Genomic DNA, 20,166 nt, shown 5'->3' with positions numbered 1-20,166 from the left:
TATTATTCTCCGGGAGACGGTTTCCGCAGTTCTTCCCGGTTGATGAATATAGAGAAAATAGTCGTTCCGTAATTACGTTGCGTGCGGTAATAGCTGAATTGTTTGTAATCGTTGCGGGGTGTATGTTCCAGCACAAACCAGCCTTCGGGCTTCAGCAGCTCTTTCCGGAACACCACCTTCGGCAGCTCGTCTATCGTGCCCAGCGCGTAAGGCGGCCCGGCGAAGATAAAATCGAACTGTTCGTTGCACTGTTCCAGGAACTTGAACACATCCATCCGGACGAGTTTGAGATTGATGCCCAGCGAAGCCGAGGTTTTGGCGATAAAATCCGCCATGGCATTGTCTTTCTCTACGATCGTCTGGTCCGTAGCCCCGCGGGACGCCAGTTCGTAACTGATGGCCCCGGTGCCGCCGAAGATGTCCAGCGTTTTCAGTTCGGAGATGTCCAGGTTGTTTTCGATGATATTAAAAAGGCCGCCCTTCGCAATGTCTGTCGTGGGCCTGGTATGCGGCATATTCGCAGGGGGGCTGATGCGGTGACCGCCCAATGTGCCTCCGATTATACGCATAACGCCAGTGCATAAAGATTGTGGAAATGATGCGGCGGCAGCTCGTTCATTTTCGGGATATACAGGAACCCGTCCGGCTTATGCGCCCATTCCAGTCTTGGCAGGAAGCGGTTCAGCTCCTGGTATACCTGGGAATCCTGCGTGAGCGCGCCACCCAGCTTGATCCTGGCCTGCTGCTCCGCAAAGCCCAGCTGTCGCAGGGAATTGACGATGTAGTATACGATATCAAGACCGCTGCGGTAAGTGTATTGCTGTTGCATCTGCAGGTTGCCGGCAGCGTAAATGGTAAGCGTGAATTGCTGGGGCGCCACTTCGATGAAGGCGATGCCCTCGGGGTGCTGAATATCGCGGTCTGCCCCGTAGGCTTTCAGCAGTGCCGAATGCGCGTGGATCACGCGGTCGGTGGAAAATTCCTTTCTTAAGAATCCCAGCATATCCTTATCCACTGCGAAAACATTCACCATGCCCAGTTCAGGCAGCAGGTCGTTTAATACGGCCTCATGTATCTTTTCCGGTAGCACCGCTCTCAGGTAGTCCTTTTTCAGCTGGGACTGGAAATGCGTTTCCGGCACCAGGGTATTGTCCGGCGAATCGAAAGCGAGCAGCACCTGTTTGAACGCTGTGAAAAGGAGCTTGTCCGCATCAAAAATGTGCTCGATCATCTCCAGGTCCGCCATTGCCACCGTTTTAGGCTGATAACTGTAACTCTTCAGCGCCAGGAACTTCCGCTGAAGCGGCGACATCACCGCATAACTGAACGTACCGGAGCCGATGAGCACCAAAAGCGTGCAGGTAGTGAGGTCCGTCTCCAGCAGGGAGGCGTCGTCTATCGCGTATGTGGGTTGTATGGTATATGCCACGGGCATTTTTGATAAAGATAAAATCCGCACAATAATAAACAAAAAGCTCCAACGGATGTCTCAAATTTGGTAAAAAAGAACTGGGTGGAGGTTCTTTGGGGCTGGGGGCACAGCTTTTTTACCAAATTTGAGACATCCGTTTCCGTAACCCAAAAAAGGAAAAACGTAGTACCAGGACAAGGAATTATAATATGATGCACCCCGGAAACACCCTTGCAACTTCACCATTTGAAACGGTCTCTGCATCCAAAAAGGAAAAACGCAGTACCAGGACCATCTTCCACCCTCCACCCCTCAAAAAGCGGGGCGGAAACGGGTATCGAATATTTTATAAAAAGCTGTGCCCGCAGCCTCAAAAAACACTGCCCAGTTTCTTTTATGAAAAATTTGGCATCCGTTGAAGCTGATTGAGCAGATGACGAAACACATTGCTCCCTTTATAAAGCAGCAGTAGCAAGGTTTTGAGTATCTTGCGCCACCTAACGTATGCAAGTTAATTTAACTTATAAGCAGATCATAAAGATCGCCGGGCCCATATGTCTCGCACTCATTTTGCCCCAGATCAATCATATGACGAATGCGGCCTTCCTCGGCCATCTCGGGGAATTCCCGTTTGCGGTGAACGGCATTGCCGGCATATATTACCTCGTCATGCACATGATCTCCTACGGGCTGAACAACGGCTTGCAGGTACTGTTCGCCCGCAGGGCCGGTGAAATGAACTACGGCGGCATGGGCAGGATCTTCTCCAACGGTTTTTTCCTCGCTTTGATCTTCTCCGCCTTCGCCATCTTCATCACCTACGCCTTCGCGCCTGCGTTTTTCTCCGCTTCCCTGCACGACCATGCCATTATGGGCGCGGCGTCTGATTTTGTACGTATCAGGATATGGGGACTGCCCTTTCTGATGCTCATGAGCCTCTGCAACGCATTTTATATCGGTACCGGCAACACGAGGCTGCTCGCCATTACGTCCATTTTCCAGGAAGCGGTGAATATTACGCTGGACTATGGTTTTATCTTCGGCAATCTCGGTCTTCCCGCACTGGGACTGAACGGGGCGGCCTACGCGTCTGTTATCGCGGAACTGACGGGTTTTATAGCGGCTTATTCCCTGCTGTTCGGCCTGAAATTCCCGGCGAAGTTCAGGTTGTTCGAAACCTTCAGGCCGGAATGGCAGGCGATCAAAAATATCCTGACCATTTCCGCGCCGCTGATCGTGCAGTTCCTGTTCAGCATCGGCAGCTGGCTGGTGTTCTTTATTTTCATCGAGCACCTGGGGCAGCGGCCGCTGGCGGTGTCTAACATGATGCGCAGCGTGTTCGGGCTGTTCGGGATATTCACCTGGGCGCTGGCTTCCACCTGCAACACGATGGTGAGCAACCTTATCGGCCAGCAGCGGGAAGAAGATGTGCTGAAACTGGTGAAAAGGATCATGGGCATCGCGTTGCTGTGCGCCAGCTTCGTTTGCCTGCTCATCAATTTGTTCCCTTACCAGCTGCTGCGGATATATACTTCAGATATGACGCTCATCACCGATTCGATCCCTTCCATCAGGGTTTGCACGTTAGTGATGCTGCTGTCTGCCATGACGGCCGTCACGTTCAACGGCGTTACCGGTACCGGCAACACGCGCATCAACCTGCTGATCGAATTTGTTTCGGTGGTGGTATACCTTACCTATTGCATCGTGATCATCGAAAAATGGCGAAGCCCGCTGCATTGGGCCTGGGGCGCGGAGTTCGTGTACTGGACCGCCATGGGCGGACAGGCATGGCTGTACCTGCGCAGCGGCCGGTGGAAAGGCAAGGTGCTGGCTTAATTGCGGTTATTGCATGTCTTCCAGCATCTTTTTACATTCCGCTTTGTACGCGATATCGTCCTGGAAAATAGGGCGGAGCTTTACGGCCTTGTTGAGCACTTCCATGCTTTGCGTTTCCTGGTTGTTTTGTTTGAAAGCAATGGCGAGGTCGAGGTAATTGAGGATGAAGGAAGGTTTCAGCTGCATGCATTTTTCATAGTTGGCGATCGCTTCTTCCATGGTACCGGGAGGCACGCCGCCGAACAATACTTTAGCGGCCGCTTTTTCGATGGAGCTGAGGTTGTACAGGTCGAAATTCCATTTGCCGATCAGGTGAAAGGCTTCCCCGTAGCCGGGTTTGAACTTCAGGGCAAGGTCCGCATACTTTTTCACTTCTTTCGCGGCGGCCACTTTTTCTTTCGCTCCCGAGATCTGCGCCAGGCGGGCGTAATACACGGCCTGCGCATAATTGGCTTCGGCGTTTTCCGGCTCGGCCTTCAATGCTTCGTAGGCGTAGATGCGTGCCTGGTCGAGCCAGGTCTGTTTGGCGGCTTTATCTTTCTGGCGGGCGGCTTCGCGGCTGCAGATAAGGCTGGATTGCGTGAAAGCGGCCACATGGCCGGGAGATACCTGCAAAAGCTCCTTGTATTTGGCAAGGGCCTCGGTTTCCTTCATTTGTTTCATCAGTGTTTGCGCCTGCGTGAGCAGCTCTTCCGCGCTTTGGGCCATGGAGGCCGGCGCAATGCCGCAAAACATAAGCAGCAAGATGGTTTTCTTAAGCATAGGACTTTAATTTGAATTTATGGGTCATCAAATTTAAGCGTTCCTGCCTGTAAATAACAGCCGTTCTTCAATAATGTTTCTCCAGGCTCACCACCGAATAAGCGAGATCGCCGCCGAACGGCGGGGCCTGCTTGCGCAGCGTCACTTTGGAATGCGCAACGGCGGGGTACCGTTCGCGGATGGCGGCGGTAATGTCGTGCACCACCTGCTCCAGCAGCGGCTGCGGCACTTTCATCACGCCGCAGGCGATGTTGTACAGCTCTTCGTAATTCACCGATTCAGACAGCATCGAAGGATGTTCCGGCTCAGGAATACTTACCTGCACATCGAGTATAAAATGATTGCCCAGCACCTGTTCTTCCTGGTAAAGCCCGTGAAAGGCGAAGAAGCGGGCACTTTCCAGCGCGATGGTCAGCATAATGATAAAAGATAAAAAAAGGCCGGCCTTCGCTGGCCGGCCCGTGAAAAAAATTAATGTCCTTTTGCGGAGAGGTATCTTTCCGCGTCCAGCGCGGCCATACAGCCGCTGCCGGCTGCGGTCACCGCCTGGCGGTAGATCTTGTCCTGCACGTCGCCGCAGGCGAATACGCCTTCCACGCTGGTGCGGGTGCTGCCGGGAACGGTTTTGATATAACCCTGGTCGTCCATTTCCAGCTTGCTGGCGAAAATGCCGGAGTTGGGCTGGTGGCCGATGGCTACGAAAAACGCGCTCACGGGGATCGTTTTTTCTTCTTTGGTCTGCGTGTTGAGGATGCGTACGCCGTCTACCTTGTTCTCCCCGGTCACTTCGAGGGTTTCGGTGTTCCAGTATACCATGATGTTGGAAGTTTTCAGCACCCTGTCCTGCATTACTTTGCTGGCCCTCATTTCATGACGGCGAACGAGCATATGCACGTTGGAGCAGATCTTGGAAAGATAGAGCGCTTCTTCGGCCGCGGTATCTCCCGCGCCAACGATGGCCGCTTCTTTCCCGCGGAAAAAGAACCCGTCGCACACGGCGCAGGCGGATACGCCGCTGCCGTTGAGGCGCTGCTCGGAAGGCAGCCCCAGCCATTTGGCGGAAGCCCCGGTGGCGATAATGATCGCGTCCGCGGTAATGGTTTTTTCTTCGTCGATCTCTACTTTATAAGGCTGGGAACTGAAGTCCACGGCGGTAGCCATGCCATAACGGATATCTGCCCCCATGCGGCTGGCCTGTTTCTCGAAGTCCACCATCATTTCCGGGCCCTGGATGCCTTCGGGGTAACCGGGATAGTTTTCAACTTCGGTGGTGATGGTAAGCTGGCCGCCGGGCTGGATGCCCTGGTATAGTACGGGTTTGAGGTTGGCGCGGGCGGCATAAATGGCTGCCGTGTACCCCGCCGGGCCCGACCCGATGATCAGTACATGTACATGTTCCTGTGATGTCTTGTTTTCCATGCTGTCGTTTAATGTGTTGGTGTTGGTTTTGATTTTATTTAGGTATGATAATGGTTTTCAATGCCACGCTGTAGCCTCCCCAGTAGCCCAGCGCTCCTTTTACGTTGCCCATCGTGCGGGTGGGCGATGAGAAGGGATTGCCGGCGGACGAATAGGCAAATTCCGCCGTGCGCCAGAAATCATAGGTGTTATGATCGATGTTGCAGAATTTCAGCGTCACCGTATCCCCCTTGTCAAAAAAACCGTAATCGCCGCTGATGCCGGAGCTGCGGTTCTTATCTACGCCCGGGGCCACCACCACGTCGAAGCTGGTGCCGTTCACCACCTGGTCGTCGAACACGGAGCTGAGCGCCGGCAGGAAACGGCCGCGGTTCAGCGAAGTGAAATACCGGAAATAGTTGCCTCTTTCCGGCGGGTCCGTCACTTTCAGGAGTATTTCCGCCCGGTTGGAATCCTCTTCCTTCCCGAACTTCCACCACATCGTATCGATCCTGAACTTCGGCTCGGGGATCGTGGTGATGGAATGGAACGTTTGCCCCTCTGTTTCTATCCGCAGCGTATAACTTTTACCGGGCTCGCCGAAAAACGCCGTCTGCATGTCTGCCGTATCTACCGTATAAAAGTAGAGGGCGATGCCGCCGGTGGTGTCTGTCCGGTATTCGCGCAGCCGGTGCGTTTGTACGCCGTTGCTGACGGTTACGGCCGCATTGTGCACGAACGACTCCAGCAGCTGCTGCGGGGTGATCCTGCTGAAATAGTTCAGGCTCTTGCTGATCCGCACCATGGGGAAACTTCCCTGTTCAATGATGCCTTCCACTACAACCATGTCTTCAGTGCGCTGAAGATCAACGTTGATTTCTTTTTCACAGGCCGTACCGATTACTGTCAGAAAAACGAATGTGAAGTATGCCTTTCGCATAAGATTGCAAAAATAAAGGGTTGAAAGGAGATTTTCGAATCCGGAAATGGAAGTACCGTCGTCTATATGACTCTATATTAGTATAGACGGCACCTATAGGCATAAAAAAAACATCCCGCCTTATGTAAATAGGGCGGGATGCCTTTATCCCGGGTTCAGTAAAATATTTCTAGTTCAATTATCCCAGATAGGATTTCAGTGCGCCGCTGTAGCGGGCTTTCTGAAGCCTTTTAATGGCTCTTTCCTTGATTTGGCGGATGCGTTCTTTCGTCAAATCGTACTTCTGCCCTATTTGTTCGATCGTTGCGCCGTTTTCACCATCCAGACCAAAATATGCGTTCACGATCTCCGCTTCGCGGGGGCTCAGGGATTTGAGCACGCGGCGGATCTCTTCTCTCAGCGAATCCTGCATTACATCGTCGTCGGTCACGTCGCCGCCTTCCAGGAGGTCGCCCATCGCCACGTCTTCCGCTTCGTGCACGGGTGCGTCGAGGCTCATGTGGCGGGTATTGCTCTGGAAAATGTTGTTGATCTCAGACTCGGACATTTCGAGGATCTCGGCCAGCTCTTCGGTGGAAGGCTCGCGTTCGTTTTCCTGTTCGAATGCCATGTACGCTTTATTCGCTTTATTGTAAGTGCCAATTTTGTTTTGCGGCAGGCGGACCAGACGGCCCTGCTCGGCCAATGCCTGTAAAATGGACTGGCGGATCCACCATACGGCATAAGAGATGAATTTGAAACCCTTGGTTTCATCGAAACGTTGTGCTGCCTTGATCAACCCTAAATTACCTTCATTGATGAGGTCGGAGAGGCTTAAGCCCTGGTGCTGATATTGTTTGGCCACAGAAACAACGAAACGAAGGTTTCCTGTAGTTAATCTTTCAAGAGCCCGCTGGTCGCCCATTTTTATGCGCTGAGCCAGAATGGTCTCTTCCTCTGGAGTTAACAAAGGGATCTTCGAGATTTCCTGCAGGTACTTTTCTACCGCCTGCGAATCACGATTGGTGATCTGGGTGGCAATTTTAAGTTGCCTCATATTTTACAAGTATTAGTTTAAGAATATTATATTAACAGCCGAAAGATTATTTTGTTGTAACATTTAAATGGTATATCTTACACGGTTGCGAAATTAGCCTGCAAAGATCGTGCTAATCCCCCACTCTTCCAAATTACTGCGATATGGTTAGGCTGGGTTACGGAACCGGGTCAAAGAATTGCTCATTACATGTTCACTTTCAATCGCTGAGCGCTGTCAGCCGGACAGTCTCCATGCCTGCCCGTCATAACAAAGTACTCCATATAAACGGATTTTAATAGCGAATTCGTCCGTATTTCCGGGGGTTTATGTAAATTTTAACAATTGAAAAATATACTCATTCAAATTAATAACTTCACTAATTTATCTAACCACCTTTTGCAAATTATTTAATGGATTTCAGGAGCGACACTTTTACAAAACCCACTCCGGCCATGCTGGAGGCCATGCTTAATGCCCCCGTGGGCGACGACGTTTTCAGTGAAGACCCTTCCGTGAACGAACTGGAAGCCAGGATGTCAGCACTTTTTGACATGGAGGCCGCCCTTTACTGCCCTTCCGGCACAATGAGCAACCAGGTCGCCATCAAAGTGCACACCCGCCCCGGCGACGAAGTGATCTGCAGTTCCCTCGCCCACGTATACATTTACGAAGGCGGCGGCATCGCCTTCAACGCCGGCGCACAGGTACGCCCCCTCGAAGGAGACCGCGGCATGATCGCGGCAGCCGATGTCGAAGCCGCCATCAATCCCGACGACGTTCATAAAGCACGCACCACCCTCGTATGCCTCGAAAACACCTCCAACCGCGGCGGCGGATGCTGCTACGACTGGGAAGAGATCGAAAAGATCAGGGCCGTTTGCGACGCCAATAACCTTCAGCTTCACCTCGACGGCGCCCGTCTTTTCAACGCGCTGCTCGCCACCGGTCAAACAGCCGCGCAATACGGCAAAACGTTCGACAGCATTTCCGTCTGCCTCAATAAAGGCCTCGGCTGCCCCATGGGCTCCGTGCTGCTCGGCAGCAAAGCTTTTATCAAAGAAGCGCGCCGCGTGCGCAAAAAGTTCGGCGGCGGCATGCGGCAGGCCGGGTATATGGCCGCTACCGGCATTTATGCGCTGGAACAGCATGTAGACAGGCTGGCAGACGATCACGCACATGCCAAAATGATCGCCGCAGCGTTGCTGGAACAAACCTTCGTGGGGCATATGCTCCCCGTGGAGACCAATATCCTCATTTTTGAAGTGCACGGCGGGTGGACGCCCGTCAAATTCCGCGACTACCTCGAGCGCGAAGGCATCCGCGTGATGGCCATCTCACCCACACAGGTAAGGATGGTGCTGCACCTGGACATTACGCCCGAAATGGTGGAAAAGACCATCGGCGTGATCCGCACCATGGCCTGAGCACGGCTCAATCCGGCATACTGATGTTGTAATACCGTTTCGCCGATCCGTAATCGCGAAGATCGGGGCCTGCACGCACCAGGCCATCCCGGCCGATGATCTGATGAAGGGTTTTCCTTCACGGACCGGCCATTCAGGTTAATGGCCGGTTATTTCCGAATCAGCCACGGATTCAATATTTTTGCAATCCTGTAAAAGAAAACTGCATATATTAAACAGCATGGAACTTTCGAAAAATTACATCCCTGCCGCGGCAGAAGACAAATGGTACCAGTATTGGATGGAGAAGCAGTATTTCCGTTCCGTTCCCGACGAGCGGCCTCCCTTTACCATCGTAATACCGCCGCCGAACGTAACCGGCGTGCTGCACATGGGCCATACGCTGAATGAGACCGTGCAGGACATCTTGGTGCGCCACGCCCGCATGAGCGGCTTCAACGCATGCTGGGTGCCGGGCAGCGACCATGCTTCCATCGCCACCGAATCGAAGGTGGTGAATATGCTGAAAGAAGAAAAAGGCATCGAAAAAAGCCAGCTTACCCGACCCGAATTTCTCAAATACGCCTACGAATGGAAGGAAAAATACGGCGGCATCATCTACCACCAGATCAAAAAACTGGGCTGCTCGGTGGATTGGGACCGCGTGTCTTTCACGATGGACGATCATTATTACCAGGCGGTGATCCGCGTGTTCGTAGACCTTTACAATAAAGGGCTCATTTACCGCGGCGCCCGCATGATCAACTGGGACCCCAAGGCAAAAACCGCCCTCAGCGACGAGGAAGTGGAATATAAAGAGATCAACGGCAAACTTTACCACGTGAAATACGCTGTGGTAAATGCCGCGGGCGAAGCCACCGGCGAGTTCATCACCATCGCCACGCAACGCCCCGAAACCATCATGGGCGATACCGCCATCTGCGTAAATCCCGGCGATGAGCGTTACGCACATCTCAAAGGCCACTTTGCCGTGGTGCCGCTGGTAAACCGCAAGGTGCCCGTGATCTTCGACGAATATGTAGACAAAGAATTCGGCACCGGCGCCCTCAAAGTAACGCCCGCGCACGACATCAACGACTATAACCTCGGCCTGAAACACCACCTCGAAGTGGTGGACACGCTGAACGACGACGGCACGCTCAGCGCAGCCGCCATCGTGTTCGTCGGCGAAGACCGTTTCCGCGCGCGCAAAAAAGTAGTGGCTGCGCTCGGCGAGCAGGGCCTTCTCGTAAAAGAACAGGAATACACCACCCGCCTCGGTTACAGCCAGCGCAACCCGGATACCGTTGTTGAACCGCGCATTTCCACGCAATGGTTCGTAAAAATGGCGGACATGGCGCAACCCGCGCTGGACGCGGTGGTGAACGGCGATGTACGTATTCATCCCGGCGACCGCTTCCTGGCCACTTACAAATACTGGATGGAAAACGTGAAGGACTGGTGTATTTCCCGCCAGCTGTGGTGGGGCCAGCAGATCCCCGCCTGGTACGACGAAGCGGGCCAGTTCGTGGTAGCGGAAACGCAGGATGATGCGTTGAAGCTGTATGCGGAGAAGTTCGGCAAAACCGTACCGTCGCTGCGGCAGGACGAAGATTGCCTCGATACCTGGTTCTCTTCCTGGCTCTGGCCCATGGAGGTTTTCAACGGCATCAGCCAGCCTAACAACGCGGACATCAACTATTATTACCCCACTTCCGTACTGGTAACCGGGCAGGATATCATTTTTTTCTGGGTGGCCCGCATGATCATGGCCGGCCTGGAATACAAACACGAAAAACCCTTCAGCGACGTATATTTCACCGGCATGGTGCGCGACAAGCTCGGGCGTAAAATGAGCAAGCAGCTCGGCAACTCGCCCGACCTGCTGGAGCTGATCGAACGTTTCGGTGCGGACGCGGTGCGTTTCGGCATCATGATCTCTTCCCCCGCAGGCAACGACCTGCTGTTCGACGACACCAGCTGCGAGCAGGGCCGCAACTTCAACAACAAGATGTGGAACGCGCTCAAACTCGTGAAAATGTGGAAACCCGCCGCGGATACCGGCGCCCCCGTTCCGGATTTTGCCGTGGAATGGATGGAGAACCGTTTGAACGAAGTGCATGCCGAAGTGGAAAAACTGTTTAAGGACTTCCGTCTCAGCGAAGCCCTCAAAGCCATTTACAGCCTTATCTGGGACGATTTCTGCTCCTGGTACCTCGAGTGGATCAAACCCGGTTACGAACAGCCGATAGACGCGGGCGTGTACGAAAAAACGATCGGTTTCTTCGAGCGCCTCGTGCAGCTGTTGCACCCGTTCATGCCGTTTGTGACGGAAGAGCTGTATCACCTGCTGCGCGACCGCCAGCCTGGAGACGACCTGGTGATCCGCCAGTTTTCCACTCCCGCCGCCACGCACCAGGCCATTCTCGCCGAAGGCGCGCTGGCGAAAGAAGTGATCACCGGCATCCGCGACGCGCGCAACAAAAACCAGGTGAAGCCGAAAGACACCATTGCGCTGCATATCGAAACACGCCATGAGAACGCCTTCCAGCGTATAAAAAGCATACTCGCCAAACAGCTCAACGCGCGCGAACTGGCTTACACCCGTAACGCGGTGCCCGGCGCTATCGCGCTGGTGGTGGGCAAAGACAAGTTCTACATGCTGACCGATACCCTGATAGACCCGGCGGCGCAGAAAGAACAATTGCTGAAAGACCTCGTTTACCAGCAGGGCTTTTTGAAGTCTGTTACGGCAAAACTGTCCAACGAAAAATTCGTGCAGAACGCCAAACCCGAAGCGGTGGAAGCCGAGCGGCGCAAACTGGCGGACTGCGAAGCGCGCATCCAGGCGATAGAAGAAAGTCTCAAACTGTTATAATTTTAAAGCCCGTCCGGCGTTTTAGTAACCGGACGGGCTTTTTTACCGGTTCCCTATGATGCAGAAACTATTTTACACGGTATTGCTTTTTATTTGCTGCTCCGCTGCGGCCACGGCACAGGCGGGAAAACCCTCGTCCTCCCAAAAGCCTGCACAGAAGCCCGCCGCGAAAGAAAAACCGCTCAGTTTCCGCACCACCTGGGGCATTTTCCTCAGCGATACGCTGCCCCGCCCCGAAGTCGTAAAACTCCTTGATTCGTCGCTTGTTGTGCGCGACAATAAAAACAACAAATTCCCCGTCGTGTCTTTCGACTTCACTTACGAAACAAAAGAAGCATACCTGAACGATACCACGCAGCAGGTCGGTTTTTACACCGACGCCATCGGCGATTCCTTTAAAAGCGACCGTCTCAGCACACTGTGGAGCACACGGCTGAAGGAAACCGTGCAAAAAGGCGAAGTGTTGTTATTCTCCAACATCGTGGTGCGCTACACCGGCGATAAATATTACCGCGTGCCTGAAGTGCGCATCGTCGTAAATTAGATCTGTTCCCCCTGCCCCATCAGCAGCCCCCATGCGCGCATGTTCGGGATGCGGTCGAAGATCACTTTCAGCAAAGCCATCGCGGGAATGGAAATGAACATCCCCGCAATTCCCCAGATCATACTGCCTACGAACACGCCCAGCAGGGTGATCATTGCATTGATGGACACTTTCGAGCCTACGATCCGCGGCAGCAGCACGTTTGCGTCGAGCAGGTGAATGCCGAACATGATGATCGCCGCCCACAGGGCCTGCGCGGCCGTGCCGGTGGTGAGCGTTACCAGCACCGTCACCAAAATCGTGATCACCATGCCGATGTAGGGAATCACGTTGAAGATCGCGCCCAGCGTGCCTAACAGCACGGCGTACTTCACACCGAGCGACAGCAGCGCGATAATGTACAGCGCCGCCACCACGATCATTTCAATGAAAAGCCCTACCACGTAACTTTTGATCACGATGCGCGAATGCCCGATCACTTCCCGCACCTGGTCCGCATGTTCGTGTTTGAAAAGCCGCAGCAGGAAATTCATGAGCAGGCGGCGGTAAAAAAGCAGGAAAAAAGTATACAGCGGGATAAAAACGAGGAATATCAGCATGGAAGATACAGACGAGATGGTGTTCACCGCGAACTGCGATACGGTGCTCACGCTTTTGGCCGCCGTTTCGTTGATCCAGGCCACCTGCTGGTCCGAATCGATCTTGAATTTTTCGTCGACCCAGATGGTGAGGTCGTTCGACAGCGCCATCATTCTTTTTTCCAGCACGGGGAGGTCGCTGAGAAAAGTGGTGGTTTGCCAGGAAATAAAATACACCATGCCCAGCATCGATATCACGAAGATCAGTACGGCTACTGTGGAAGCCCAGCCCCTGGAGAATTTCAGCCTTTCCAGCCCCTGCGCCAGCGGCAGCAGCAGCACGGCGAAAAGAAAACCGAAAGCCACCGGCGCCAGTATTTCCTTCATCGTGCGCAATATCACCACGATCAGCACCAGGCTCAGCAGCACATGGCTCAATTTGATATAAAAAGGCGGTTTGTTGGTTACCGGTTTCATTCAGTTGTTTTTAAAAAGAAAATAATTGCTGCAACGGCACGATCACTTCGAAACGGTCTTTCCGCGAAGGGGCGCCGGGATTGGTGTTCAGCAGGTAACTGTAACGCAGCCCGAAAGTAAACGGCAGCGTATTTCCCACCTTCGTATCGAAATACAGCTCTCCCCCCGCGGATGCATAAGTAACATCCTGCCTGCTGCGAAAGTTGTACGCGGAACTGTAATCGTAAAACGCGTTGCCCCTGATGCGCATAAAATATAACAGGTTCGCAAAACCCCAGTCAGGATAAGCAATCGGGAAATGATAGTTGACGCCCACCTTCCAGATATGTTCGTAGAAAGGTTTGCTGTAGCCTCTTGCGTACACGAAATTATCGCTGAAACTATACCGGAGCATCGTGTCGCGCTGCTGGAACGCGCCCTGCAGCACGATGCTGTGATTGGCTGAAAGGCCCGGCAGGTAAAGGTCCAGGCGGCCATAGAGCTGCTCGGCCGGCACATCGTTCACGGATCTATTGTAACGCAGGCTCAGCGACTGCCCGAAGTGCGAGTAAATATTTTGCAACGCTTTGATGCGCTGGTTGGAAAAACCGAGGCTCAGGTCGAGGTACTGGATGTGGCTGTCGGTAAAGCGGTATTTGGAATTGCCGGCGCGCGTGCGGTTCACTTCGTGGTAATTGCCGCCGACCGTGAGGCCGGTGTAATATTTTCCCGCGGAGAACGTCAGCGGAACGCTCATACCGCCGTACCAGTCCAGCTCGTTCCATTGCACCTGCACTGTATCGTTCACGAAAAGGTAACGGTCCATGCGGTAATCGGCCCCGGTGCGCAGGTACGGGAAGAAGCCCGCGTAAGTAAGCGACCCGCTCACCGCCGGGCTGTTCTCATTCGTATTGTAATACGCGCCGATCGTGCTTTGAAGGGTGCCCAGCACATTGTCTCCATACAGGTACCAGCCGTATTCCGGGTCGTTGATGCTCGGTATCCAGCTGTGGAAATTAAAAAGACGGTGCGTTTTAGCGTATTTGCGGGCCTCCAGGTTGCTGACAGGCACTTTATCGAGAATGTTGCCTTCTTCGCCCAGATCGGGCCGTAACCATGCGCTGTGGTGATTTTCCTGCGGGTTGAAGGGCGTGCCTTCCGCCAGCGGTTCCCGCAGCAGCTTGTAACCTTCGGCGGTGAATTCGCTGAAAACGATCTTATCCTGCTGAACGGCCATGTGGCTCACGCCGTTGGGGCGGCGGGTGATGCGGCGCACGGGGCCGCCGGCCAGCGGCACGGAATAAATGTTGTCCGCATCGGCGAACGATGCCTGGAAGTACACTTTGTCGCCTTCTATGCTGGAAATGCCGATGGTTTGAGTGCCGAAAGGAACGAGAAATTCGATTTCCCCCATTCCCACCAGCATGTCCAGCAGCGCTTTATTTCTTTGGTCAATAAACGCCGGGGACATTTTTGGCAGTTCCCCTTTCTTCATCCCGATTGAAGTGTCTCCCATGCCGTGCAGCGGCGGGTACGATTCCCATTTCCCTTTTGCGGCCTGCAATTTGTCCGGAACATACCGCAGCCGCTGCCTGATCAACGCCATCCTGCCTTGCTGATCGCGCACCGCGCTGACGATATACTGATCGTCTTCCGTGAATTTTGGATAGGTATAGTACCAGTTTGCGGGGTTTTCCGGCTCCCTGAGCACCTGCCCTGTTGCCGCATCCAAGATTTCCAGTTGATATCGTTGCTCCGGCGTTACCGCATTCACCACGATCCATTTGCCGTTGTGGCTCAGGTCCGGCGAAAAACAGCGGCGCTCGTGTTTGAGCGTGGCGGCGCGCCCCGTCTGCCGGTCGAACACTTTCACGACGGAATAGTCTTTCCGGTTCCAGCGCGGGTCGTACCGTGCTTCCGTCCACAAAATACGGCCGTTGCGGTAGCTGAAATAATCGTCGAAACCGATACCCGGCCGCGCGATCAGCTCTTCGCTGCCGTCAGCGTGCCGCAGCCTGAAACTGGCGGGCTCCTTATAGGAATTATGCTGGTAAATAAGCGTGCTGTCGTTTACCGCGTACACATACCGGTAATTAGACACGGTGCGGCCCGCGGGCGTAAGCGTATCGGCCTTTTCCACGTCCTTCGGCTTCCAGTTTTTTGCATAATGGTCGAGCGAAGCGGCGAAGAACGAAGCGGCGTTTTTGCCGGTGCGGCGTTTCAGGCTTTGCGAAAAGGGATAAAACACGCCGCGGTAACGTACCGCGTCGTCCGTAACGCCCTTCCAGAAGTCTTTCCCGTATTGCAGCCTTCCGTAACTGCTCATGAGGTAGCCGGTATTGTAATGGTTGGGCATGAATTTTTTGTACGACCCGTTGCGCACCTGCATGTAACTGTAGTTTTTATCGGCCAGCGTAAGCGCGCGGAACCCGTCGAAAAACGCGGGCAGGCGGCCGCGGCCCTGTAAGCTGAGCGCGGTTTCCATGGTTACGGCATCGCCTTCCCAGAACCAGTCCGGCACCGCCACGGCGCTGGCGGCACCCTGCCCCAGTTCGCCGCCGAGCCAGTAAAACACTTTGCTGATGCCTTTTTTGAAATTGTTGTTCTGCACCACGTGCCGGTATTCGTGCAGCGCCAGCTGGTCCAGCCAGTTGATGGAGCCCAGCTCCGTACTGTTAGGCGGCGGGGTGATGAAAAATTCGGAGCGATACGGCCCCACCTGTACATAACCGTTGGATTGCAGCGTTTGATGTTGCAGGATGATATTGATCTTTTTCACCTTCGGGCCGAGGCTGCCGGTATTGTAACGGCTCATGTGCCGCACGAGGTCCGCCACGCGCCTCCCCTGCGTTTCCATGCCATAAGGGAAAATCACCCGCACCGTATCCGTATTCACCTGTTGCCACTTTTGGGAGGGCGGGTTGCCGCCGAACAGTTGTGCAGCCGCCTGGTTGGCTAATAAAACGGCCACGGCAAGGCATAGTAGTCTTTGCATATGAGATGGGTTAGGCACCGGGAAACAAATTACATACAATTTTTTACTTTCATATCTCCCGGCCTGACCTTCATGTGACAACATACATTCTTCATTTTTCCGTATTTTTGTGTATAAATCGTATCAAAACAATGGAAACAATCACCAACGCACCTATAAATCTCACCAGCGGCGCCATAAAGGAGCTGCAACGCCTCCGCGCGGAAGAAAGCTTCGACCAGAGCCAGTACCTGCGCATCGGCGTGAAAGGCGGGGGTTGCTCCGGCCTTTCCTACGTGCTGGGCTTTGACGCTAAAATGGAAGATGACGAGGTTTACGAAATTGAAGGCATTCCCGTTGTGATGAAAAAATCGCACGGCCTGTATCTCCTGGGCATGGAAATCGACTTCCAGCACGGGCTGAACGCGCGCGGTTTCACTTTCACCAACCCGAACGCCACCTCCAGCTGCGGCTGCGGAACATCATTCGCGGTTTGATCATTGCAGGAAAAGCATATTTATAGCAAAGGCCTTCCCCTCCGGGAGGGCCTTGATGTTATATGAACCCCGCCATTGATACTTTTTTGCTTTTCGCTCTCCTTCTTCTCTCCTATATCACTCGTATATCGATCCTATACGGATCGTATATGCACCGCATCCCAGTAAAATAACATTCAAAGAAAAACCTTCGCCGCGGGCCTCAAAAACAAAGGCCGCTCCAAACGGAACGGCCTTTTATGAAAATTTATTTTTCAGCTTATTTGCCTCTTACCAGCGGGGGAGCTTTTTCCACTTTCACCGCTTCGGTCTCATTGGCCAGGGTATTCTTCTTGTCGAAGTCTACCAGGATGGGAGCCGCCACGAAGATGGAAGAGTAAGCGCCGGTGAGCACGCCGATCAGCATCGCGAAAGCGAAACCGCGGGTAACTTCACCGCCGAAGATGAAGAGGATAAGGATGGTGAGGAACACCGTTACAGAGGTCATGATCGTACGGCTCAGCGTTTCGTTGATCGCGCGGTTGATCACTGTTTTGCTATCTCCACCTTTGGTGAGGCGGAAGTTCTCACGGATCCTGTCGAACACGATCACCGTATCGTTCATCGAGAAGCCGATCACCGTAAGGATCGCCGCGATGAAGTGCTGGTCGATCTCCAGTGCGAACGGTACCCAGCTGCGGCAGAAAGAGAACACTGCCAGCGTTACGAGCACGTCGTGCAGCAGGGAGAAGATGGTGCCGATAGAGTACTGCCATTTGTTGAATCGCAGCAGGATGTACAGGAACACCACAAGCAGCGACAGGATGGTGGCTTTCACGGCGCCGGTCCTCAAGTCGTCTGAGATCGTAGGCTGTACGGTCTGCGAGCCAACCAGGTATTTCGACTGCCAGGCAGCCAGGTCGAGGTTGCCCTCGTAGTTGGATTTAATGCCGTTGTACAGTTTGCCGAGCACTTCCTTGCCCACTTCGTCGGTATTCTCGTCGATCTTGTAAGCGGTAGTGATGTTCAGCTGGTTGTTGGTGCCGATGGTCTTTACGTAAGTCTCGGATTCGAACTCTTTGTTCAGCGCATCATGTACGGCTTCGCGGTTCACCGGTTTGTCGAAACGCACGGTGTAGCTGCGGCCGCCGTTGAAGTCCACGCCACGGTCGAAACCGTTGAAGAAAGACCCAACGCCCAGTACGAGCACGATTGCGGAGATAACGTAAGTGTATTTGCGCATGCCTACGAAATCGTAGTTGGCATGCCTGAAGATCCTGCGGGAGATCGGGGTGAAATACTCCAGGTGGCGTTTTTTGTTCGTCCACCAGTCGGTGATCATGCGGGATACGAGGATACCGCAGAACAGGGACAGGAGCAGACCGATGATCTGCGTGGTGGCGAAGCCCAATACGGGGCCAAGACCGAAGTAGAACAGGATGCAGGCTGTGAGCAGCGAGGTGATGTGACCGTCGAGCACCGGCGCGTAAGAACGTTTGTAACCGTCTTCCACCGCCTGCTGGTAGGTTTTACCGCGGCTCAGCTCGTCCTTGATCCTTTCAAAGATAATTACGTTCGTATCCACTGCCATACCGATGGTAAGCACCAGGCCGGCGATGCCGGGCATGGTGAGCGTGGCGCCCAGCGATGCGAGGATGCCTACGGTGAACAGCAGGTTGAGTATCAGCGCGATGTTGGCCACCCAGCCGCCGGTGTTGAAGTACACCAGCATGAGCACGAAGATCACGACGAAAGAGATGATGAATGATTTGGCGCCCGCGGCGATGGATTCCTGGCCGAGAGTGGGGCCTACCACCTGCTCCTGCACGATCTTGGCGGGGGCGGGCATACGGCCGGACATCAGGATGTTCGCAAGGTCGTCCGCCTCTTCGGTAGTGAAGCTGCCGCTGATAGAGGAGTTGCCGTTGGGAATTTCGTTGATGATGGAAGGCGCGGTGTACACGACGTTGTCCAGCACGATCGCTACGTAATTATAAGTGCTGCGGTCGTCCGGATTGCTGGGCTTCAGCTGGCGGGTAAGGTTGCGCCAGTCGCGGGTGCCCACATTGTCCATGCTCATGCTCACTTCCACCTGGTGGTCCTGGCCGAAGTCTGCACGCGCGGCGATCACCCTTTCACCGGTGATTTTCGCTTTCGGGTTGGTCGGGTTCACTTTGATGCCGAACACCTGGAGGTATTGGTTGCGGTCTTCTTTATTGGAAGGGCCGTAAAGGAACACGAGGTCTTTCGGCATGGCCGCTTTCACCGCGGGCATTTCGAGGTAGCGACGGAAAGTGGCGGTATCTCTCGGGAGCATCTGGCCCAGCATGGAGCTTGGTTCGGGATTGATCTTGAAGATCACGAACAGCGGCATTTCCTTCTGGTCCCTTGCAAGCGCGAGCGCTGCGGAATCGCCTTTCGCCACGTTCTTGCCGGAATCTTTCGCGAGAATGTCTGCGAGGGAGCCGGTGGAATCGGGGGAAGCCGGGGCGGCTGCGGTAGCGGTGGAATCCGTTGTTACGGCGCCGGTGTCTACTTTGGGAGCGTTGCCCTGCGCGGCCTTGATGGCTTCGTTCATGGGCAGCAGCACTTCTTCGTAGAACTGCTGGCTGGTTTTGTATGTTTCACGGAACTCGAGGTTGGCGCTGGCCTGCAGGTACTTGCGTACGCGCTCCGCATCGTCCACACCCGCCAGTTCCACGGAAATGATGCCGCGGTTCTCGTCGAGGTTGATGGAGGGGGAAGCCACACCGAACTTGTCGATCCTGTTCTGTAATACTTTATGCGTGTTTTTGATCGCTGCTTTGGCTTCGTTGCGGATCACGTTCAGCACCTGGTCGTTACTGCTGTTGAAGGTGATCTGCTTCTGCTGCGCGCTGGCGAAGATGGAAGAAAGTTTGCCATTGGGCGCTTCTTCTTTATAAGCTTCGCCAAACAGCGTCACGAAATCGGACTGGCTGTTCTTTTTACGTTCTTTCGCCTTGGCGATCGCTTTGTTGAACGCGGGATCTTTGGATTGATTGGCGAGCTGGCGCACAACGTCTTCCACGCTAACCTCGAGCACAACGTTCATACCGCCCTGGAGGTCGAGGCCCAGGTTCAGCTGTTTTTCTTTCGCTTTGGTATAGGTGGTAAACCAGGGAAATCCTGCAATCTCCTTGCCACTGGTGCTGTCCAGTATCTGTTCCGTACGCGCTTTGATGTAGTCGTTGAGGGTATCTCTGTACAGGGATTGCGCCTCTTTGTTACCGGCATACTTCTGTTCGGCGGAGGGATACTGCTTGGCCACAAAGTCTTCGGCCTGGGTCTTTATCTTTTTCTCATAGTTCCGCACCACGAACGTGAAGGACAACTGATACAAAGAGATAAGGATCAGTGCGACAGCAAAAAATCTAACCAGTCCTTTTAGTTGCATTTTGTTTGATTATTAATATAAATTTTTTAAGAGTTGCAAAGATAGAATTTAAATTGATATATTAAAGCCCGGAT

At 53.8% G+C, this 20,166-nt stretch carries 15 protein-coding genes; 5 read left to right on the top strand and 10 right to left on the bottom strand.

Annotation, left to right across the window (positions count from 1 at the left end; genetic code table 11):
- Positions 1-2 precede the first annotated feature (2 nt).
- Both J7I43_RS04440 and J7I43_RS04435 read right to left on the bottom strand, forming a co-directional pair.
- The gene (locus J7I43_RS04440) at positions 3-569 is read right to left on the bottom strand and encodes an RsmD family RNA methyltransferase (RefSeq protein ID WP_209143653.1); all 567 of its coding nucleotides are present in this window, start codon (positions 567-569) and stop codon (positions 3-5) included.
- Positions 560-1,429 carry a DUF3822 family protein gene (locus J7I43_RS04435; protein ID WP_209143652.1) on the bottom strand — a complete coding sequence of 290 codons (870 nt, stop codon included), beginning with the start codon at positions 1,427-1,429 and terminating at the stop codon, positions 560-562. Before J7I43_RS04435 ends, J7I43_RS04440 begins: the two co-directional genes overlap by 10 nt.
- 486 nt (positions 1,430-1,915) lie before the next feature.
- On the opposite strand from J7I43_RS04435, the gene J7I43_RS04430 reads away from it, so the two are divergent.
- A complete protein-coding gene (locus J7I43_RS04430) occupies positions 1,916-3,250 on the top strand; it encodes an MATE family efflux transporter (RefSeq protein WP_209143650.1) in 1,335 nt (444 codons plus the stop codon).
- A gap of 6 nt (positions 3,251-3,256) precedes the next feature.
- On the opposite strand, the gene J7I43_RS04425 is transcribed toward J7I43_RS04430, so the two are convergent.
- From J7I43_RS04425 to J7I43_RS04405, 5 genes are all read right to left on the bottom strand, one after another.
- Complete coding sequence (locus tag J7I43_RS04425) at positions 3,257-4,012, bottom strand: tetratricopeptide repeat protein (RefSeq protein WP_209143648.1); 756 nt, start codon at positions 4,010-4,012, stop codon at positions 3,257-3,259.
- A 67-nt stretch (positions 4,013-4,079) separates the two neighbouring features.
- The gene (locus J7I43_RS04420; protein ID WP_209143646.1) at positions 4,080-4,430 is read right to left on the bottom strand and encodes a dihydroneopterin aldolase; all 351 of its coding nucleotides are present in this window, start codon (positions 4,428-4,430) and stop codon (positions 4,080-4,082) included.
- 53 nt (positions 4,431-4,483) lie between these two features.
- Positions 4,484-5,431 carry a thioredoxin-disulfide reductase gene (trxB, locus tag J7I43_RS04415; protein ID WP_209143644.1) on the bottom strand — a complete coding sequence of 316 codons (948 nt, stop codon included), beginning with the start codon at positions 5,429-5,431 and terminating at the stop codon, positions 4,484-4,486.
- Positions 5,432-5,465: 34 nt separating this feature from the next.
- Entirely contained in the window at positions 5,466-6,350 is an 885-nt protein-coding gene (locus J7I43_RS04410; protein ID WP_209143642.1) for a DUF4249 domain-containing protein, read from the bottom strand.
- 178 nt (positions 6,351-6,528) lie between these two features.
- On the bottom strand, positions 6,529-7,386 hold the full coding sequence (locus tag J7I43_RS04405; RefSeq protein ID WP_109698810.1) for a sigma-70 family RNA polymerase sigma factor: 858 nt from the start codon (positions 7,384-7,386) through the stop codon (positions 6,529-6,531).
- Between the two features lie 392 nt (positions 7,387-7,778).
- Between J7I43_RS04405 and J7I43_RS04400 the strand changes: the two genes are divergently transcribed.
- The 3 genes from J7I43_RS04400 (at position 7,779) to J7I43_RS04390 (ending at position 12,193) form a co-directional block, all read left to right on the top strand.
- A complete protein-coding gene (locus tag J7I43_RS04400) occupies positions 7,779-8,792 on the top strand; it encodes a threonine aldolase family protein (RefSeq protein WP_209143640.1) in 1,014 nt (337 codons plus the stop codon).
- Between the two features lie 220 nt (positions 8,793-9,012).
- Positions 9,013-11,649 carry a valine--tRNA ligase gene (locus tag J7I43_RS04395; RefSeq protein WP_209143638.1) on the top strand — a complete coding sequence of 879 codons (2,637 nt, stop codon included), beginning with the start codon at positions 9,013-9,015 and terminating at the stop codon, positions 11,647-11,649.
- Positions 11,650-11,704: 55 nt separating this feature from the next.
- Positions 11,705-12,193 (top strand): hypothetical protein, encoded by a 489-nt coding sequence (locus tag J7I43_RS04390; protein ID WP_209143636.1) that lies wholly within the window; start codon positions 11,705-11,707, stop codon positions 12,191-12,193.
- Here the strand turns inward: J7I43_RS04390 and J7I43_RS04385 are convergent.
- Positions 12,190-13,248, bottom strand: coding sequence for an AI-2E family transporter (locus J7I43_RS04385; RefSeq protein WP_209143634.1), 1,059 nt, complete (start codon positions 13,246-13,248; stop codon positions 12,190-12,192). The two genes, J7I43_RS04390 and J7I43_RS04385, sit on opposite strands and share 4 nt — an antisense overlap.
- A gap of 10 nt (positions 13,249-13,258) precedes the next feature.
- Positions 13,259-16,222, bottom strand: a complete 2,964-nt coding sequence (locus J7I43_RS04380; RefSeq protein ID WP_209143632.1) for a hypothetical protein — start codon at positions 16,220-16,222, stop codon at positions 13,259-13,261.
- Positions 16,223-16,353: 131 nt separating this feature from the next.
- Here J7I43_RS04380 and J7I43_RS04375 point away from each other — a divergent pair, with 131 nt between their 5' ends.
- Positions 16,354-16,698 carry a HesB/IscA family protein gene (locus J7I43_RS04375; RefSeq protein ID WP_209143630.1) on the top strand — a complete coding sequence of 115 codons (345 nt, stop codon included), beginning with the start codon at positions 16,354-16,356 and terminating at the stop codon, positions 16,696-16,698.
- Positions 16,699-16,957: 259 nt separating this feature from the next.
- Here the strand turns inward: J7I43_RS04375 and secDF are convergent, their stop codons facing one another.
- Positions 16,958-20,092 carry a protein translocase subunit SecDF gene (gene secDF, locus J7I43_RS04370; protein WP_209143628.1) on the bottom strand — a complete coding sequence of 1,045 codons (3,135 nt, stop codon included), beginning with the start codon at positions 20,090-20,092 and terminating at the stop codon, positions 16,958-16,960.
- Between the last annotated feature and the right edge of the window lie 74 nt (positions 20,093-20,166).

This window comes from Chitinophaga chungangae, from assembly GCF_017742215.1.
Taxonomy (GTDB): domain Bacteria; phylum Bacteroidota; class Bacteroidia; order Chitinophagales; family Chitinophagaceae; genus Chitinophaga; species Chitinophaga chungangae.
The sequence above is the reverse complement of the archived record's forward strand: the minus strand, read 5'-3'. Positions and strand labels throughout refer to the sequence as shown.

Excerpts from the sequence above, each read along its gene's own strand:
- J7I43_RS04390 (WP_209143636.1), top strand. The coding sequence starts at position 11,705 with ATGATGCAGAAACTATTTTACACGGTATTGCTTTTTATTTGCTGCTCC.
- J7I43_RS04405 (WP_109698810.1), bottom strand. The coding sequence starts at position 7,386 with ATGAGGCAACTTAAAATTGCCACCCAGATCACCAATCGTGATTCGCAG.
- J7I43_RS04400 (WP_209143640.1), top strand. The coding sequence starts at position 7,779 with ATGGATTTCAGGAGCGACACTTTTACAAAACCCACTCCGGCCATGCTG.
- trxB (WP_209143644.1), bottom strand. The coding sequence starts at position 5,431 with ATGGAAAACAAGACATCACAGGAACATGTACATGTACTGATCATCGGG.
- J7I43_RS04375 (WP_209143630.1), top strand. The coding sequence starts at position 16,354 with ATGGAAACAATCACCAACGCACCTATAAATCTCACCAGCGGCGCCATA.
- J7I43_RS04420 (WP_209143646.1), bottom strand. The coding sequence starts at position 4,430 with ATGCTGACCATCGCGCTGGAAAGTGCCCGCTTCTTCGCCTTTCACGGG.
- J7I43_RS04430 (WP_209143650.1), top strand. The coding sequence starts at position 1,916 with ATGCAAGTTAATTTAACTTATAAGCAGATCATAAAGATCGCCGGGCCC.
- J7I43_RS04440 (WP_209143653.1), bottom strand. The coding sequence starts at position 569 with ATGCGTATAATCGGAGGCACATTGGGCGGTCACCGCATCAGCCCCCCT.
- J7I43_RS04380 (WP_209143632.1), bottom strand. The coding sequence starts at position 16,222 with ATGCAAAGACTACTATGCCTTGCCGTGGCCGTTTTATTAGCCAACCAG.
- J7I43_RS04410 (WP_209143642.1), bottom strand. The coding sequence starts at position 6,350 with ATGCGAAAGGCATACTTCACATTCGTTTTTCTGACAGTAATCGGTACG.
- J7I43_RS04395 (WP_209143638.1), top strand. The coding sequence starts at position 9,013 with ATGGAACTTTCGAAAAATTACATCCCTGCCGCGGCAGAAGACAAATGG.
- secDF (WP_209143628.1), bottom strand. The coding sequence starts at position 20,092 with ATGCAACTAAAAGGACTGGTTAGATTTTTTGCTGTCGCACTGATCCTT.
- J7I43_RS04385 (WP_209143634.1), bottom strand. The coding sequence starts at position 13,248 with ATGAAACCGGTAACCAACAAACCGCCTTTTTATATCAAATTGAGCCAT.
- J7I43_RS04425 (WP_209143648.1), bottom strand. The coding sequence starts at position 4,012 with ATGCTTAAGAAAACCATCTTGCTGCTTATGTTTTGCGGCATTGCGCCG.